Source organism: Paenisporosarcina antarctica, assembly GCF_004367585.1.
Taxonomy (GTDB): Bacteria; Bacillota; Bacilli; order Bacillales_A; family Planococcaceae; genus Paenisporosarcina; species Paenisporosarcina antarctica.
In genome coordinates this window covers 3,875,687-3,892,500 of the sequence record NZ_CP038015.1, presented here as the reverse complement: position 1 = coordinate 3,892,500, position 16,814 = coordinate 3,875,687, and the positions used below count along the sequence as shown (strand labels likewise).

At 39.8% G+C, this 16,814-nt stretch carries 17 protein-coding genes (1 of these 17 cut by a window edge); all 17 read right to left on the bottom strand.

All coding sequences use genetic code 11. From position 1 onward, the window contains the following. Window positions 1-106, bottom strand: the 5' portion of a protein-coding gene (gene lysS / locus E2636_RS18490) for a lysine--tRNA ligase (protein ID WP_134211717.1). Its footprint begins 1,385 nt before the window's first position; the window shows 106 of its 1,491 coding nt (coding positions 1-106); the start codon lies at window positions 104-106; its stop codon lies beyond the left edge, outside the window. Window positions 107-376: 270 nt separating this feature from the next. Continuing rightward, a complete protein-coding gene (gene dusB, locus E2636_RS18485; protein ID WP_134211716.1) occupies window positions 377-1,402 on the bottom strand; it encodes a tRNA dihydrouridine synthase DusB in 1,026 nt (341 codons plus the stop codon). 19 nt (window positions 1,403-1,421) lie between these two features. Continuing rightward, complete coding sequence (locus E2636_RS18480) at window positions 1,422-1,631, bottom strand: helix-turn-helix domain-containing protein (RefSeq protein ID WP_134211715.1); 210 nt, start codon at window positions 1,629-1,631, stop codon at window positions 1,422-1,424. Beyond that, entirely contained in the window at window positions 1,583-2,101 is a 519-nt protein-coding gene (gene folK, locus E2636_RS18475) for a 2-amino-4-hydroxy-6-hydroxymethyldihydropteridine diphosphokinase (protein WP_134211714.1), read from the bottom strand. Before folK ends, E2636_RS18480 begins: the two co-directional genes overlap by 49 nt. After that, a complete protein-coding gene (folB, locus tag E2636_RS18470) occupies window positions 2,098-2,466 on the bottom strand; it encodes a dihydroneopterin aldolase (RefSeq protein WP_017382095.1) in 369 nt (122 codons plus the stop codon). Before folB ends, folK begins: the two co-directional genes overlap by 4 nt. A gap of 17 nt (window positions 2,467-2,483) precedes the next feature. Further along, window positions 2,484-3,332: a dihydropteroate synthase gene (gene folP, locus E2636_RS18465; protein WP_134211713.1), complete on the bottom strand. Its 849-nt coding sequence runs from the start codon at window positions 3,330-3,332 to the stop codon at window positions 2,484-2,486. Window positions 3,333-3,334: 2 nt separating this feature from the next. After that, complete coding sequence (gene pabC, locus E2636_RS18460) at window positions 3,335-4,186, bottom strand: aminodeoxychorismate lyase (RefSeq protein ID WP_134211712.1); 852 nt, start codon at window positions 4,184-4,186, stop codon at window positions 3,335-3,337. Next, complete coding sequence (pabA, locus tag E2636_RS18455; RefSeq protein WP_134211711.1) at window positions 4,186-4,779, bottom strand: aminodeoxychorismate/anthranilate synthase component II; 594 nt, start codon at window positions 4,777-4,779, stop codon at window positions 4,186-4,188. Before pabA ends, pabC begins: the two co-directional genes overlap by 1 nt. Further along, a complete protein-coding gene (locus E2636_RS18450) occupies window positions 4,776-6,194 on the bottom strand; it encodes an anthranilate synthase component I family protein (protein ID WP_134211710.1) in 1,419 nt (472 codons plus the stop codon). The genes pabA and E2636_RS18450 overlap by 4 nt, the downstream gene beginning before the upstream one ends. Before the next feature lie 106 nt (window positions 6,195-6,300). Next, window positions 6,301-7,227: a cysteine synthase A gene (gene cysK, locus E2636_RS18445; protein ID WP_017382100.1), complete on the bottom strand. Its 927-nt coding sequence runs from the start codon at window positions 7,225-7,227 to the stop codon at window positions 6,301-6,303. A 293-nt stretch (window positions 7,228-7,520) separates the two neighbouring features. Further along, window positions 7,521-8,459: a peptidyl-prolyl cis-trans isomerase gene (locus E2636_RS18440; protein ID WP_134211709.1), complete on the bottom strand. Its 939-nt coding sequence runs from the start codon at window positions 8,457-8,459 to the stop codon at window positions 7,521-7,523. Continuing rightward, window positions 8,446-9,324 (bottom strand): Hsp33 family molecular chaperone HslO, encoded by an 879-nt coding sequence (gene hslO, locus E2636_RS18435; RefSeq protein WP_134211708.1) that lies wholly within the window; start codon window positions 9,322-9,324, stop codon window positions 8,446-8,448. Before hslO ends, E2636_RS18440 begins: the two co-directional genes overlap by 14 nt. Window positions 9,325-9,340: 16 nt before the next feature. Continuing rightward, the gene (locus tag E2636_RS18430; RefSeq protein WP_134211707.1) at window positions 9,341-10,105 is read right to left on the bottom strand and encodes a type III pantothenate kinase; all 765 of its coding nucleotides are present in this window, start codon (window positions 10,103-10,105) and stop codon (window positions 9,341-9,343) included. A 169-nt stretch (window positions 10,106-10,274) separates the two neighbouring features. After that, window positions 10,275-12,290, bottom strand: a complete 2,016-nt coding sequence (gene ftsH / locus E2636_RS18425) for an ATP-dependent zinc metalloprotease FtsH (protein ID WP_134211706.1) — start codon at window positions 12,288-12,290, stop codon at window positions 10,275-10,277. 129 nt (window positions 12,291-12,419) lie between these two features. Further along, on the bottom strand, window positions 12,420-12,962 hold the full coding sequence (hpt, locus tag E2636_RS18420) for a hypoxanthine phosphoribosyltransferase (RefSeq protein ID WP_134211705.1): 543 nt from the start codon (window positions 12,960-12,962) through the stop codon (window positions 12,420-12,422). After that, window positions 12,956-14,368: a tRNA lysidine(34) synthetase TilS gene (gene tilS / locus E2636_RS18415; protein WP_134211704.1), complete on the bottom strand. Its 1,413-nt coding sequence runs from the start codon at window positions 14,366-14,368 to the stop codon at window positions 12,956-12,958. The genes hpt and tilS overlap by 7 nt, the downstream gene beginning before the upstream one ends. A gap of 30 nt (window positions 14,369-14,398) precedes the next feature. Next, window positions 14,399-16,807, bottom strand: coding sequence for a SpoIIE family protein phosphatase (locus tag E2636_RS18410; protein WP_243840701.1), 2,409 nt, complete (start codon window positions 16,805-16,807; stop codon window positions 14,399-14,401). Between the last annotated feature and the right edge of the window lie 7 nt (window positions 16,808-16,814).

Sequence of the window (16,814 nt, the reverse complement as noted above, 5' to 3'; positions counted from 1 at the left end):
AACGTTCAAAACGCCCACCAAATGGATCGAGTCCACTTTCGCTTATTGATGTCATCTTTTGGCGTCTCACCAAAAGTTGATCGTTTAATTCATCTAAATGAGACATATTTATTTCACTCCTTTTTCTTGTAATAGCTCCGTTTAACCATTTAACGAACAACAAAGAAGAATTCGTTTATTTTTGAAAATGAAAATCAAAAACATATTTTTTCGTCAAAGCTATCCATTCATATTGAACCTATTGTACACAATTTCACAATCGTCTTCACGTGTTATCGCATATTTAAAATTATTACACACGAATTTCTATAATTCTGAAAAGTTTCTTCTATATATAAAAGAGCTATCACAAGAGTGACAGCTCTTTCCACATGTATTACATAACACTTGTTTCAAGTTGACCATCTAAAGCCATTTGCTCTTCTGCAAAGTCATTAATGAATGCGCGTAATTCTATTGCGGATTCAGTTTGATTAATCAAGTTACGTGCTACGCCGTTTCCACGGATGCCTTTTAAATACCACGAAGCATGTTTGCGCATTTCTCTAACAGCAACGTGTTCACCCTTAAGTGCAACTAAACGTTCGAAGTGAAGTAAACACACATCCATTTTCTCTCGAACAGTTGGTTGTGGCTTTAATTCCCCAGTCTCCAAGTATTGGACCGTACGATAAATCATCCACGGATCGCCTAACGCCGCTCGACCTATCATTACACCATCAACGCCTGTTTCCTCTAGCATACGCTTGGCATCTTGAGGAGTCTCGATATCCCCATTACCGATTACCGGAATGTTGACATTTTCTTTCACTTGACGAATGATATCCCAATCAGCTTTACCTTCATACATTTGGACGCGTGTACGGCCATGAACAGCAACCGCTGATCCACCGGCACGTTCAACTGCTTGCGCATTTTGAACTGCGTATAAATGATCCAAGTCCCAACCTGTACGCATTTTCACCGTTACTGGTTTTTTCACGTTGTCGACTACAGCCGCAACCATTTCATAAATCTTTTCAGGGTCGAGTAATAACTTCGCTCCCGCTTCACATTTAATGATTTTCGAAACTGGGCACCCCATATTGATATCAATAATATCCGCTTCTGTATTTTGGTCCACGTATTTTGCAGCTTCAACTAATGTGGCTTTATCGCCACCAAAGATTTGTAATGATAACGGATTTTCACGCTCGTCTATATATAGCATGCTCATTGTTCTTTCGTTTTTGCGAACAATTCCTTTATCACTAATCATCTCAGCGTATACTAGACCTGAACCAAACTCTTTGACAGTCAAGCGGAATGCCGAGTTGCAAATACCAGCCATAGGCGCTAAAACAACACGGTTATCCATCACATGTTTACCAATTTGAAATGGCTTATCGCTCATCTTTGTCATTGTAAACCTCCTTTCCTTATTAATTCGTTCCACCCATTAACTCTTTCACTTCTATATTAAGCACGGATGCCATTGTTTCTAGTTGTTTTATTGTTGGTTCTCGAGTTCCGCGCTCAATTTGCCCTAAAACCGATGTCGACATACCAATTTGTTTGGCTAAATCGATTTGCTTGATCGCTTTTAGTTTTCTGAACGCCCGAATGCGTCGACCCCACCGAATGTTTTCCATATGTGCACGCCTTCTTTCTGACCTTCAGCATACTTGCCAAAAGGCACGCCCGTTAATGGATGAACACCATCAGGTACTAATTCAATTAACGGAAAGAGTACAAACCCTCGCTCATGCATTCGCGGATGAGGGACAGTAAGTTTCTCTAACTCTATATTTTCGTCATTAAAGAGTAAAATGTCAAGGTCTATACACCTTGGACCCCAGCGGAATTGACGAATCCGCCCTAAAGTCTGCTCAGTTTCTAAGCAAATAAAAAGTATTTCTTCTGCGCACAATTCACTTTTTATTTCAACGACCATATTTAAAAAGATAGCTTGTTCAGTGTATCCAACAGGGTCAGTCTCATAAATGGATGAAAGACGTGATACTTCTAAACCAGTCTGTTGTCGCAAGAGTTGTATGGCATCCCGCAACATCTCATAACGATCCCCTAGATTTGAACCTAATGAAAGATATGCAGTGTTCACACAAACTCACCTCTTGTAATTTCAACAGCAATTGAACGATAATGGCCTGGAATTGGAGGGTCTGGTTTAATTACCATCACTTTACAGCCCTTAACACGACCTTTGAACTTCGTTAGAATTTCCGTTGCGATACGTTCCGCTACAGTTTCAACTAATTTCGCAGGGTTCGTTTCAACAATCTTTTGGCAAATGAAGAACGCCTCTGCATAGTTAACGGTTTTCTCTAAATCATCCGTTTGACCGGCTTCTTGCAAATCAACAGCTAGCGAAAGCGTAACGCGGAATCGTTGGCCAAGTTTTGTTTCTTCAGCAAACACTCCATGATTTCCCCAGAATTCCATTTCGTTCACATGAATATAATCCATTTAATTCACCCCTCTTATCATTCTATATATAGTTGTTTACCAACCAACACATCCATCATGCGAACAGTACGAACAATTTCTTTTACATCATGTACTCGCATCATGTGACATCCATGCATGATACCAAAGGAAACCGTTGCTGCTGTTCCTTCTAAACGTTCCTCAACTGGCAGATTTAAGACTTTGCCAATCGTAGACTTACGAGATGTTCCTAGTAATACCGGGTAACCCATGTCCACAACATCTTGTACATGTTGCATCATCAAAATATTTTGTTGTGTCGTTTTAGCAAATCCAATGCCTGGATCTAGCCAAATATGATGGGTGGGAACCCCTGCGTCTTTGGCAATTTGGACACTTTCTTCTAACCCCTTGCTAACCTCAGGCAAGAAATCAGTGTAATCCATGTTATCACGATTATGCATCAATAAAATGGGCACACCGAGTCTTGCCGCCACTTCAGCTATAGCAGGTTCCCGCTTGGCTCCCCACACATCATTAATGATATGAGCACCAGCTAAAATGGCAGCTTCCGCCACTTTTTCTTTATATGTATCAATTGATATGGCAACGTCGAGTTCTCTAGATAGAGCCCTTATAACCGGAATGACACGCGATAGTTCTTCTTCAAGACCAACAGCAACGTGACCTGGCCGAGTTGATTCTCCCCCGACATCAATTATTTTCGCACCGTCAGCAACCATTTTCTTTGCATGAATGACTGCCGCTTCTACAGCGTCATAACGGCCCCCATCGGAGAATGAGTCCGGCGTCACATTTAGTATTCCCATAACAATGGTTTCTTTATGAAAATCAAAAACCGTTCCATTCACCTCGAACGGTTTTGTATAGTTTATTAAATTCATCTTTATCGCTCCTTGCCTAGCTGTTTCACTTGCTTAACGTAACGTTCGTGTAACTTCAAATAGATTAATCCCTCTACGCCAGCAAAACATATTGATCCTAGCTGGCCAATCGGCACTAACTCTTGTACAGCATTTGTTACAAATACTTCATTGGCTGTATGTAGCATGTCGGGAGTAAATAATCCCTCTACTACACGTATGCCAAGTTTATCGGCATTTTTTAACACCCAGTCACGGGTAATTCCAGCTAATATTCCTGTTTCTAGTGAAGGAGTATACAATACGCCTTCTTGAACCCAAAAAATATTTGAAGTAATGCCTTCCGCAACATGTCCATCTCCTGTCAAAAAGAAACCTTCTTGCACAGCGAGTGACGGTAGCTCTAATCGAGCACGTACGTTATTTGCATAGTGATGTGATTTATGGCGCTCTTCGCTTTCAGGTGTATTGCGTCGAGTGTTCAACCATATGGCCGTTTTTTCTTTCCCCCGTATAAACGGAGGCAACTCTTTCCGAAACAAGATAATGGTAGGACTCTCGTAAACGGTGGGCGCTAAACCTATATCATGCACACCTGCTGAAACGTTTAAACGAAAGTACCCGTCTGTTCCACCACTTCGTACATTTAATTCATCTATAATCTCTACCAGCATTTCTACATCTAATTTGACTTCAATTCGAAATTCATCAAGAGCCTTTTGCAAGCGTTCTACGTGCTCTTCAATTAAGAAAAGCTGTCCTTCATACGTACGGAACGTTTCAAAGAAACCTAAACCATATAAAAAGCCATGGTCAAAAGGTGAGATACGCAGCTCATCTGCTTTCACAAACTCCCCGTTCATCCAAGCCCACATTACGCTTCCTGCTTCTTCGCCGGCTGGCAATACGTCTGAATAAAATTACGGAGTAACTGTTTGCCCTCTTCAGTCATGATTGATTCAGGATGATACTGAACGCCTTCAATTGCAAACTCACGATGACGAAGCCCCATAATCTCACCTTCTGACGTCCACGATGTTACTTCTAAACAATCGGGAAATGATTCTTTTTCAACTATTAGCGAATGATAACGAGTTGCTTGAAACGGATTTGGCATGCCAGTATTTACACCTTTTCCATCGTGGTGAACAGGCGATGTTTTGCCGTGCATTAAGCGCTCCGCTCGAATGACGTTCCCGCCGAATGCTTGTCCAATTGATTGATGACCCAGACACACACCGAAAATCGGAATCTTTCCTGCAAAGTGAGTGATAACATTTAGGCTGATGCCTGCATCATTGGGCGTACAAGGTCCTGGAGAAACAACAATCATTTCAGGTTTTAACGATTCAATATCAGCAATCGTCAATTCATCATTGCGCTTAACGACTAAGTCTTTTCCAAGTTCACCAAAATATTGAACTAAGTTATACGTAAATGAATCGTAGTTATCGATCATTAAAATCATTTGTTTTCCACTCCCTCCGCCATTGATTTTGCTTGCCACAATGCTTTGGCTTTGTTTAACGATTCGATGTACTCATTTGCCGGACTGGAGTCAATGACAATACCCGCTCCTGCTTGAATATGTGCGATTCCGTCTTTTACAAACGCTGTACGAATCACGATATTTAATTCCAAATCACCTGTGTAACCGAGCCAACCGATAGAACCTGTGTATATACCACGCCTAACCGGCTCAAGTTCTTCAATAATTTCCATTGTCCGGATTTTTGGTGCTCCTGTAATGGTCCCTCCAGGAAATACCGCTCGAATCACTTCAGTGTTTGACGTATTATTAGCAAGTATTCCTCGTACGTTCGACACAATATGCATCACATGCGAATATTTTTCAATAACCATGAATTCATTCACTTCAACTGAGCCATACGCAGAGACCCGCCCTAAATCATTGCGCTCTAAATCAACCAACATAACATGTTCAGCACGTTCTTTTTCATTGTCAATTAAGTCTTTCGCAAGTAGCGCATCTTGTGCCTCATCTTTTCCACGCGGACGTGTACCAGCTAGTGGCCGCGTCGACAGTTCATCGCCTTTTTTCTTTACTAACAATTCTGGTGACCCTGATACAACTGCAAATTCTGGTGATTGGATATATGCCATGTACGGCGAAGGATTAAACGATCGCAATGCTTCATAATACGTCACCGGTGAAACCGATAACTCTTTGGATTGCCGTACCGATAAGTTCACTTGAAACACATCACCTTGAGTAATATACGTTTGAACACGTCGAACAGCTTCTTCAAAATCAGGTCCAGTCATCGAGACATGTGCTTGTGCATGGTCTTCACGTATTTCTGTTGCACCACCTGAAGAAAATAGTCGAGACACTAAACCTCTCTTAGCTGCTTGTTGCCATTTTTCACTCTGTGCCTGTAAATCAACTTCAACTGTCGAAATATGCATGAAGTGCACAACTTCTTTCTCTATATCTAAAACCGCCCATTGATCGAGCAAATAAAAGAACAAGTCAGGAATGCGCAAATCATCTTCCGTGTCATTTGGCAGTACTTCAATTTGGCGTGCGTAGTCGTAAGTAATGAAGCCGGCAGCTCCCCCTTGAAAATCTGGCAATTCAGGAATATGCGCAAATTGAAACTCCGCTACTAATTCTTCGACTAATTGTAATGCTTCTCCTTGGCGTTCTTCCACTTTCCCATCACGCCATTTAATACATAAACCCTTTACAGTTGATTCTATAACGGCTAACGGGTTCCAAGCTGCTACACTAAATTGTCCTCCACGGCCACTTTCCATCAATATATGGTGTGCTTCATTTTGTGTTAACTCTTTATAAGCGTAATAAAATTCATCTTTATTAAATGCAGTCGTTGATGTATGTAATTGAACATCACGCATGTTCGGTCTCCCCCTGAAAAACAGTATTACTTTTATCTTATCGCGAATCACTAGTTAAACGCCACAAAAAAAAGAGAACGTCTCCGCTCTCTTTCTGGATTCATTATTATTTTTCATCAAATTGGTATAAGGGTGTGCTTAAATAACGTTCTCCATTTGAAGGGAGAATAGCTAAAACTTTTTTACCTTTACCTAGTCTGCGCGCTACTTCTAAGGCAGCATACACAGCTGCACCCGATGAAACACCACCTAAAATACCTTCTTCACGTGCTGTTTTGCGTGCTGCTTCATATGCATCTTCGTTTGAAACTTGAATGATGCTATCGTAAACTTCGGTATTCAAGACTTCAGGCACAAAACCTGCGCCAATTCCTTGAATTTTATGAGGCCCAGGCTGACCACCTGATAAAATGGCAGAATCTTTTGGTTCAACTGCCACTATTTCAATACCCGGGAAGTTGTTTTTCAATACTTCGCCCGCGCCAGTTATCGTTCCCCCTGTGCCAATTCCTGATATGAAAGCATCTAATTGATCCATCGCTTCTACAATTTCTGGACCTGTTGTTAAACGGTGTACTTCTGGATTTGCTAAGTTGTTGAATTGTTGTGGCATAAACCAACCATTTTCTTCAGCGAGTTCAGTTGCTTTGGCAATCGCACCCTTCATCCCGTCTGGACCTGGCGTCAACACTAAGTCCGCACCGTATGCACGTAATAAATTGCGTCTCTCCATGCTCATTGTTTCAGGCATAACAAGTACCGATTTATAACCTTTGGCTGCAGCAATCATTGCAAGACCAATACCTGTGTTACCGCTAGTTGGTTCAATAATCGTATCACCTAGTTTTAACTTACCTTCTCGTTCACCCGCTTCAATCATTGAAAGAGCAATACGATCTTTTACACTACTGCTTGGATTGAAGAATTCTAACTTTAAATAAACCTCTGCATCATCAGGTCCGGTTAAGCGGTTCAATTTCACAATCGGCGTATGTCCTACTAAATCTGCTATCGAATTCCCTACGCGTGCCATTTAATCACTCCTAATTCCTAGTAGTTTAATTGGTTATTATTTTCTTAATCTTACCAATTTTTCTGACTTTTCGCAAACAAAAAGCAGCTCCCTGAGTAAATCAGAAAACTGCTTAGGTATTTAGTTATTATACGTAACTTTATGTAACTCTATGTCTAGTTCCTAACGACAGCTCGCTCGGGCCACAGGACACGGGTCATGAAGGCATGCGAAATTTTTAGGACAAGTAACTGCAGGAGCAATACCTTTTTGCGAGCAAGATGTCGGGAATTTAGCCTTCAGAACTTAAATTATTATTCCGAATAGAACCATTGGGTGTCAAATTCTTTCCAAAATGCTTCAGGGGAAACGGATTGTGGGAGTTGCTCCAATGCTAATTCACGTTTAATATGCCCCTTCATATCTTTATATGAAAAAGCCTTCCCTTGTGCAATGTCTTGTAGATAAACGACAGCGTATCGTTCGTCAGTTAGTAAAACTGGACTACTCCATTGTTCTATCTCTAATTTACTAACCGCTGTTACAACTGAAGAATCTACGTTCTCTTGACCTTCAGAAATAAATCCAATATTTCCACCAAGACTGGCTGAAGCGATATCTACTGAACGTTCACGAGCTAACACATCAAATGAAGATCCATTTTCAAGTTCCTCAACGACCTCTTGTGCTTCTGATTCAGACTGCAAGACTATTAAACTCGCTTGATATGTCGTTGGGATGTTATAAAGAGACTTATTTTCATCATAAAATGTTTGGATTTCTACATCTTCAATGATTACGTCTTTTGTTAGCACTTTTTCTAAAATTAATTGTGCGCGCATTTTTGGACGGAGCATATCTTTATTCAACGAATGATTTTGTGTAACTGTACTGTCTTGAGCAGAACGAATTAAGGCAAGTTCCAAATCTATTTCTTTATCTGTTACCTTTATTTTGTATTTTCCCGCTGCTGATTCCATTACTTTTGCATTTACGAGTTCGAGAAGTGTATCTTTTCCATACTGTTCTTCCATCGCAACTATCCAGTCTTCACGAGTAATTCCCTGTCCCTCAACAGAAGCTACTTCTTCACCACTGCCAGACGATTCATTTGGAATTAGCCAAGCAATAAACCACAAAGAATTCCCCAGTAACAAAAGAAAAAGAATAATAAGCACTGGCTTTGTTTTCAATCTCTTCTGATTGGGTTGATCTTCTACCAGATGACGCCCATTTTTATTATTTGATTTCATCGATAAACGATTCCAATTCTTGTTGAGAATATTGATATGTTTCCATACAGAAATGACATTGAGCTTCAGCTTTACCGTCATCCTCAATCATTTCTTGAATTTCATTTTCACCTAACGCTAAAATTGCTGATCCAAATCGCTCTTTTGAACAATTACAATCAAAAGATACGGGCATTTCATCTAGGAATTTGACGTTTTCAGCACCTAAAATCTCTTGTAATAATTCTTCAGGCGTTAGTCCTCTTGCCATTAATTTAGAAACAGGCTCCATCGAACTTAGTTTTTCTTCAATAATTGAAATCGTTTCATCTTCAATTCCTGGCATTAACTGAATAATAAATCCACCTGATGCCAAAATTGTATTATCCGGATTTACTAAAACCCCTAATCCAACAGAAGTAGGCACTTGCTCAGAAACCGCAAAATAATACGTAAAGTCTTCACCTAATTCACCAGAAACTATCGGTACTGAGCCTGTAAAGAAATCACGGAGTCCTAGATCTTTTACAATTGTCAACATACCTTCTGTTCCAACTGCTCGAGACACATCGAGTTTCCCATGTTCATTTAAATCAAAGTGAGTTTGCGGTTTTGAAACATATCCACGTACTTCACCTTTTGAATTACTATCGACAATAATGGCACCAATAGGACCATTTCCTTCTACTTTAACCGTGATTTTATCTTCACCTTTTAGCATAGCACCCATCATGACACCAGCTGTCATCGAGCGACCGAGTGCTGCCGATGCAGTTGGCCAAGTTGCATGACGTTTCTGTGCTTCTCCTACTGTATCCGTTGTGCGAACAGCATACGCACGCACTTTACCTTCAAATGCTAGAGCTCTTACTAAATAATCCACCATTTTTTCTCCTCTTTTCTTATTGGTTACGTTCGTATATTAAGTGCAGTCCTTTTAAAGTTAAATATGGATCAACCGTATCAATTACTGTTGTTTGCGCCGCAATTAAACTAGCCATCCCACCCGTTGCAATGACAGTAGGGTGTTCTTTACTTTGCGCTTTCATACGTGACACTATTCCTTCTACTTGACCAACATACCCATAAACAATACCAGCTTGCATAGCTGAAATCGTATTCTTGCCAACTACACTTTCCGGTTGCGTTAATTCAATTCGAGGCAATTTTGATGCTCGCTCAAATAGAGCTTCTGTGGAAATGCCGATACCGGGTGCAATTGCGCCTCCCATATATTCGCCTTTTTCATTAATAAAACAATAGGTTGTAGCCGTCCCAAAATCCACAACTATTAGTGGGGGACCGTATTCTTCTATCGCCGCGACCGCGTTGACAATGCGATCTGCTCCGACTTCACGAGGGTTTTCGTATTTAATATTTAATCCAGTTTTCACACCTGGACCCACTACAAGCGGTTTAATGCCAAAGTATTTTTGACACATTCTCTCTAATGAAAACATAATAGGCGGGACAACGGACGAAATGATAATGCTATGAATATGACTAAAGTCGATACCTGCATGGTTAAATAATGCTTTAACTTGCATGCCATATTCGTCTTCTGTTTTATTACGGTCAGTTTCCATGCGCCAATGATGTATTAGTTCGTTTTCATGATAAACACCCAGCACAATATTTGTATTTCCTGTATCTAAAACGAGTATCATTTGTTTGTACCTCACAAATTCTAGTAATATATTGCTCCATTGTGATACTTTTCTTGTCTAGCTGTTAGCGCCAGCACTTTTCTGTTAGTCATCATACCATATTACCACTTGCAAAAAAAAGCTGATTGACTTCCACAACGGAGGTCAATCAGCTTAAATGTCTTATACGTTATTTACGATCTTCCTTAATGTCGCCTGAAGGTTCAACAGTCGTTTCTTCCTTCACTAAATCGGCAGTTGATGGGTCGTTTGCTGCGCCCGTAACATCTGGTGTTACTGCGTCAACATTTGTCGTTTCCACATCCACTTTTTTGTCAGAAGCTTCATCTTCATCTACAGAAGCAACAAGACGTACTGGTAAAGTACCATGATCTTTCAAGTGCATAATTTGACCAGCGTCTAGTGTTTCCACTTCAAGAAGCGTATTCGCAATTAACTCTAGTAACTCTAGTTTTTCCGTCAAAATCTCTTTTGTACGAACGTACTGCTCTTTAATCATACGTTGCATTTCTTGATCAATTTCGTAAGCAATAGCATCCGAATAATTTTGCTCAGAGTTAAAGTCACGACCTAAGAACACGTTACCGCCTTGCGCTGACCCAAACTGCATAGGTCCAAGTTTATCACTCATACCATATTCAGTAACCATGCTTCTAGCAATGCTAGTCGCACGTTGGAAATCATTGTGAGCGCCCGTTGACACTTCACCGAAGACAACATCTTCAGCTACACGTCCTCCAAGTAGACCAGAAATTTTATCAAGTAATTCTGGTTTAGTCATGAAGTAACGATCCTCTTTTGGTAACATAACAGCGTAACCGCCTGCTTGGCCACGAGGAACAATAGTTACTTTATGAACAACCTCTGCGTCATCAAGCGTTAAACCTATTACTACGTGCCCAGCTTCATGATAGGCAACAATTCTGCGTTCTTTTGCTGATATAACTTTACCGGTTTTCGCAGGACCTGCAATTACGCGGTCGGTTGCTTCATCGATATCAGTCATATCAATCTTCTTCTTATTACGACGGGCAGCAACTAAAGCTGCTTCGTTTAGAAGATTCTCTAAATCCGCACCAGAAAATCCTGGTGTACGTTGTGAGACTGCTTTTAAATCTACATGCTCATCTAAAGGTTTGTTGCGGGCATGTACTTTAAGGACTGCTTCACGACCCTTAACATCTGGGCGACCAACCGTAATTTGACGATCAAAACGTCCTGGACGAAGAAGTGCTGGATCTAGAATATCTGGTCGGTTTGTTGCAGCGACGATAATAATTCCTTCATTCGCTCCGAAACCATCCATTTCAACAAGCAATTGATTCAAGGTTTGTTCACGCTCATCGTGTCCACCACCAAGACCAGCTCCACGTTGACGACCAACTGCATCAATTTCATCAATAAAGATGATACATGGTGCATTTTTCTTTGCGTTTTCAAATAGGTCACGTACACGAGATGCACCCACCCCTACAAACATTTCCACAAAGTCAGAACCACTAATTGAGAAGAAAGGAACGCCTGATTCGCCTGCAACAGCACGAGCAAGCAATGTTTTACCAGTACCTGGAGGACCAACTAAAAGAATCCCTTTAGGAATACGAGCGCCAATTGCATCGAATTTGCGAGGGTCTTTTAAGAATTCAACCACTTCTACAAGTTCTTGTTTCTCTTCATCAGCACCTGCTACATCATCAAAGCTAACTTTTTTCTTTTCAGTATCAAATAATTTCGCTTTACTCTTGCCGAAACTCATTACTTTATTTCCGCCACCCTGAGATTGGTTCAATAAGAAGAAGAACAGGATGAAGATGATAATGAACGGTATTATGCCTGTAAAGAATTGCACCCATCCACTTGTTTGAGGTGCTTGTAAATAGTCAATTTTTACATTGGCTTCAGCAATAGTATTGATTTTGTTATAAAGTTCTTGGTCATCAATCGGAATATTGGTGACGAATTCTTCATCTTCTTTATAACCCTTCATTTTCCCACGCACTACATAGACACTTGCATCTGGTTGCATGGAGAACTCTGTAACTTCGTCACCTTGTAATGAAGTCATAAACTCGTCATAACGGATTTCTTTGGTTGGGTTTTTTTCGCTGTTAAACGTACCAAAGATCCCGATAATCACAAGGAAAATTAATAAATAAAATATGGTGTACCGAAATATTCGATTCATCCCAAACCTCCTCAAAATATACAGAAAAACTAAAGATAATCTTATCATAAGCAGAAAAAAGGGTACAACGATAAGCCTTGTCTTTTATACCCAAGTGCTTGATTTTATGTGACATTTTTGTTCACTGTTTTAAAACGAGTATACTTCTTTCTTTAAAACGCCTACATAAGGTAAGTTGCGATATTTCTCCATGTAATCTAATCCGTAACCCACGACAAATGAATCTGGCACTTCAAAACCAATGTAGTCAACGTGTAAATCTACTTTGCGACCACTTGGTTTATCGAGTAAAGTAACAATTTTAATTGATTTTGCTTTACGATATTTAAAAAGTTCAACTAAATAACTAAGTGTCAAACCACTATCGATAATATCCTCTAAAATCAATACGTCGCGACCTTCGACGCTTGTGTTTAAATCCTTCACAATTTTAACTTCACCAGATGAAATTGTCGCATTTCCGTAACTTGAAACGTCCATGAAATCAACTTCCATGTAAACATCCATTCGTTTCATAAGATCGGCCATAAATGGCATTGCGCCTTTTAGTACACCAACTGCCAATGGAAACTTGTCTTTATAATCAACAGTTAAGACTTCTCCTAATTCACGAATTTTTATTTGTAATTGCTCTTCAGAAATCAATACTTCTTGAATATCTTTCCCTAACATATAGATTCCTCCTCGGGATTAGTAGTTTCTTTTTCAATCATAAATTTATGCGTCCAACCATCATGTGGATGCTTGGTAAAACGTGAACCTAGTCTAACTCCTGGCAAACCAATAATTTCGCCTAGTTGTGTCTCGAGCACTGGAACCTCTTTTCGTATGTGCCGCGGTACTTTTTCATCAATCATTAGGCGGGACAAACGTTTGGAATCTTTCATTCCTTTTAACAATAATCGATCTCCAGATTGTCTACCCCTCATGTGGATAGGTAGCTCTCTTTGCTCAAGTGTTACATACCATCCCTCATCAAAACAAAACGCATCATCTCGATTGCACACTTTTATCCGTAAATTAAAGCCGGCAGCTACCCATTCCCCGGTGACAAGAATAATTGGGGTGAGGAGTGGCGATGATTTTGCTTCATCAAAAGAAAAAAGCATCGTCGAGTAGTGACGGAACACTTTTCTCCCTTTTGGAAGATGAATCTCACTTGAACCGTCACGTTCGAGACACTGGCTATGAATTTGATTAATAAGATCATGACTTAACCATAAACTTTCATTTGGATATAGATACTTTAATATTAGTAGAACGACCCTTTTTTGTAAAGCAATCTCGATGCGTCGAAATAGTTGTATGTCAATAGATAGTGAATGAAGGGATGTTGATAGGATAATTTTCTCATATTCATTCATAGCAAGTTTCTGCAATAATTGCTCATCTTGCTGTTGTTGATGTGTCCACTGACTTATAGCAGCTGCAACATTTGGGTTTTCTTCTTGGACAAGAGGTACGATATGATGGCGAAATCGATTCCGCGTGTATGTATCTTTCTTATTACTTGAATCTTCACGATATGTAATGTGTTGTTGGTTCAAATAATGTTCGATTTGTTTTCTCGTGACGGATAAAAATGGACGAATTAACTTAGCTTTTCCAAAGGAACGTTTTGATAACATGCCATTCGTTCGAGTTCCTCTTGTTAAACCCATTAATACCGATTCTACTTGATCATCCGCATGATGAGCTACAGCGAGCTTATTGTATTTGCTTTTTTTCATCACTTCTTCAAAAAAGTGATAACGTTCACGGCGGCAAATATCCTGTAAGTTTCCATTTTCACGAATTAGTATGTCATTTATAGGTAGCTTTTTTCTGTGAAAACTGATGTTCAGATTATGGCATAGATTTTCAACAAAACGTTCATCTTCGTCTGATTCTTCACCTCTAAGACCATGATTCGCATGAATACAGCCAATTTCAATACCAAGAAAATCTTTTTGTTGGTTTAAAAAGGTGAGGAGCGTAATTGAATCTGCGCCCCCTGAACATGCAACAAGAAGTCGATCCCTACCACTTATTAATTGGTGTTTTTGACTATACATTATAACTTGTTTACGAAAATCCAACTTCTTGTCACCTCCTTGACTCTAGATATTCTATTTTACCATTCTTTCACGCGAATTATTTCGATATGATGGAGAAAAGAGTGACCATTCCGGAACAGCATGCTTAACTTTGACTACAATTAATGTTCGATCATCTTCCGCAGCAGGATATTTTCGATTAAATTCTGACACCAATATTTCAGCAAGTGATTCAGTTGGTAATGTCTCATACTTTCTCATTAAACGTATGAGTTCATCTTCTTGTTCTTCTAAGGAATCATCTGGTGAGAATATTCCGTCTGATAGCATCACTAAAATATCCCCATCTTTTACAATACGTTCTTCTGCATCTACCGACAGCGTTGGCAAGAAACCTATCGGCACGCTTTGACTATCAATTTTCACACTGTCTTTCCCTCTGAGTAAGTATGTTGACATGCTTCCAGCTTTAAACGACCATAACTTCCCTTGTTGTAAATCAAGTAACGCTAAATCCAACGTAGCATATAAATCCGAATGATGCTTAAGAGACATGACGTAATGTAGCGTATGCATCGCAGTTTCTGGGTTCATTTGATGTTGTAAGCATTCACGCAACAAGCGAATAACTTTTCTACTCTCATGGTAGGCTTCCATGTTCTGACCCATCCCATCTGACAATACGAACGCTACTAGCCCGTTATGCAAAGGAATAACACTATGTGCATCCCCAGAATATAAGGTATCCTGGGAGGCCCTTGTAAACACTCCATAATCATACTTAAATCTCACAGCAGATTGGAACGTGATTTGAACGTGTGCAAAAGGATCTTGAATTTCAGAAGTACGACTAATCTCGAACGGTTCATCATATAATTCATGAAGAATAGGACTAATAAGACGCTCACCTATCATTTGGTTCGTTTCCCACTCCGCTTGTTTTAAAGGCAAACAACATACAATTTTCCGTGCTCCCGGTTCTTCTGAAAGCATATCAATTTGAAAGTGCGCGATTTTCGCGTTATCTAAGCATCTTGAAATGATCTCTTCTTCAGATTCGTGATTTGCTTCATTTAGCTTAATATCAGCCATAAGATCACTCACATGTTGACTCATGTCACGTAGTTGGAACGCTAGCATTTTTTTACCATGAGCGTAATGTCCAGCTAGTTTATTGTTTGCGAACTGTTCTTCGAGTGCATCAATAAGCCCGCTTGAACGTACACATTTTTCTTGAATCCGGTCATTTAAGCGATAGCGAACACCTGATTTGGTATGAGCTCTTAGCTCTTTCCACTCTTCTACGACTGGATACATACCTTGATCTTCCACCCCCCAACATTTATCTTGTCTAAAGCAAGTGCCGCATACTGAATAATCCGTCATTCGACTGCTTGAAGCTACTTCTTTTTGCGTTGGAAAGCGATCATTAACAAGCTGTGTAATAAATTCAACGAACTGTTGAAAATCATATAATTGTGTATTTACTTTATCTGTTAACCATTGTTGCCTTTTAAAAAGTACGGATGTAGGTTTTGGGAACAATTGATTCTGAGCATAGTTTAACCAAGAAGTTGGTAATATAAAAAAGATTAACATCGCACAAGTAAGTGAATAAAAATAAACTTTATCAAGCGGTAATGTGGTGTCATATACAGTGAAAAATAGTGCTGCGCCAAGAGATCCGATAGCCATCCATATACGACCTTTATTTTGAAATAACCCTGCACATAATCCTGACAACGCATAAACCGCAATCATTCCGCTAAACGATAGTTGAGATAAACTAAGAATTGTCCCCATAATCGTGGCAACTGCAGTTCCAACAAAAACCCCACCAACGCTTACTGCTCCAAATACCACAAGGTGAACGAGCACTAGAGGAATTGAGATGACCCCAAATACCAAACTCCCCATACCTGTTAACATTAAAGCACTCACCATCACAGCTGCACCAATTCGTTCAAACGTCCATTTGGCTATTGTTAATACGTGCATTGGGACAAATAATTGAAATAGAAAGACTGTCATAATCGCAGATAGAACGCTTTCATACAATACTAGTAAAGATACAGACAGTGGAATGGCTCCGCCATACGATACGGCTTGCCATCCCATTTGGACAAGCAAGACTACAATAGCCACTTGCAATGGGATGAATTTTTTTTGCTTTAGTAGGTGACTTACTACTTGATAGCCACCTACTAGTAAAACATGAATGACTGTCTGTCCAATTCCAAGTGTTAAACTCCCACTAAGACCACCAATCCAAACGAACGGTAAATAACGTGGATACCGCCTTGCCACAATTGCCCATATGGGTAAGAAAAATGGAACAGCTGCTTCAAATAACACGACTCTTGATAAGAAGAAGGCAAAAAATATAATGAGTAAGGATAACGTGATTTTTAATTTTTTTTTCTTTATCCAAATCATCCAACGGCTCCAAATAGGCATTTTCTTCACACTATCAGTTGTCATAGATTTC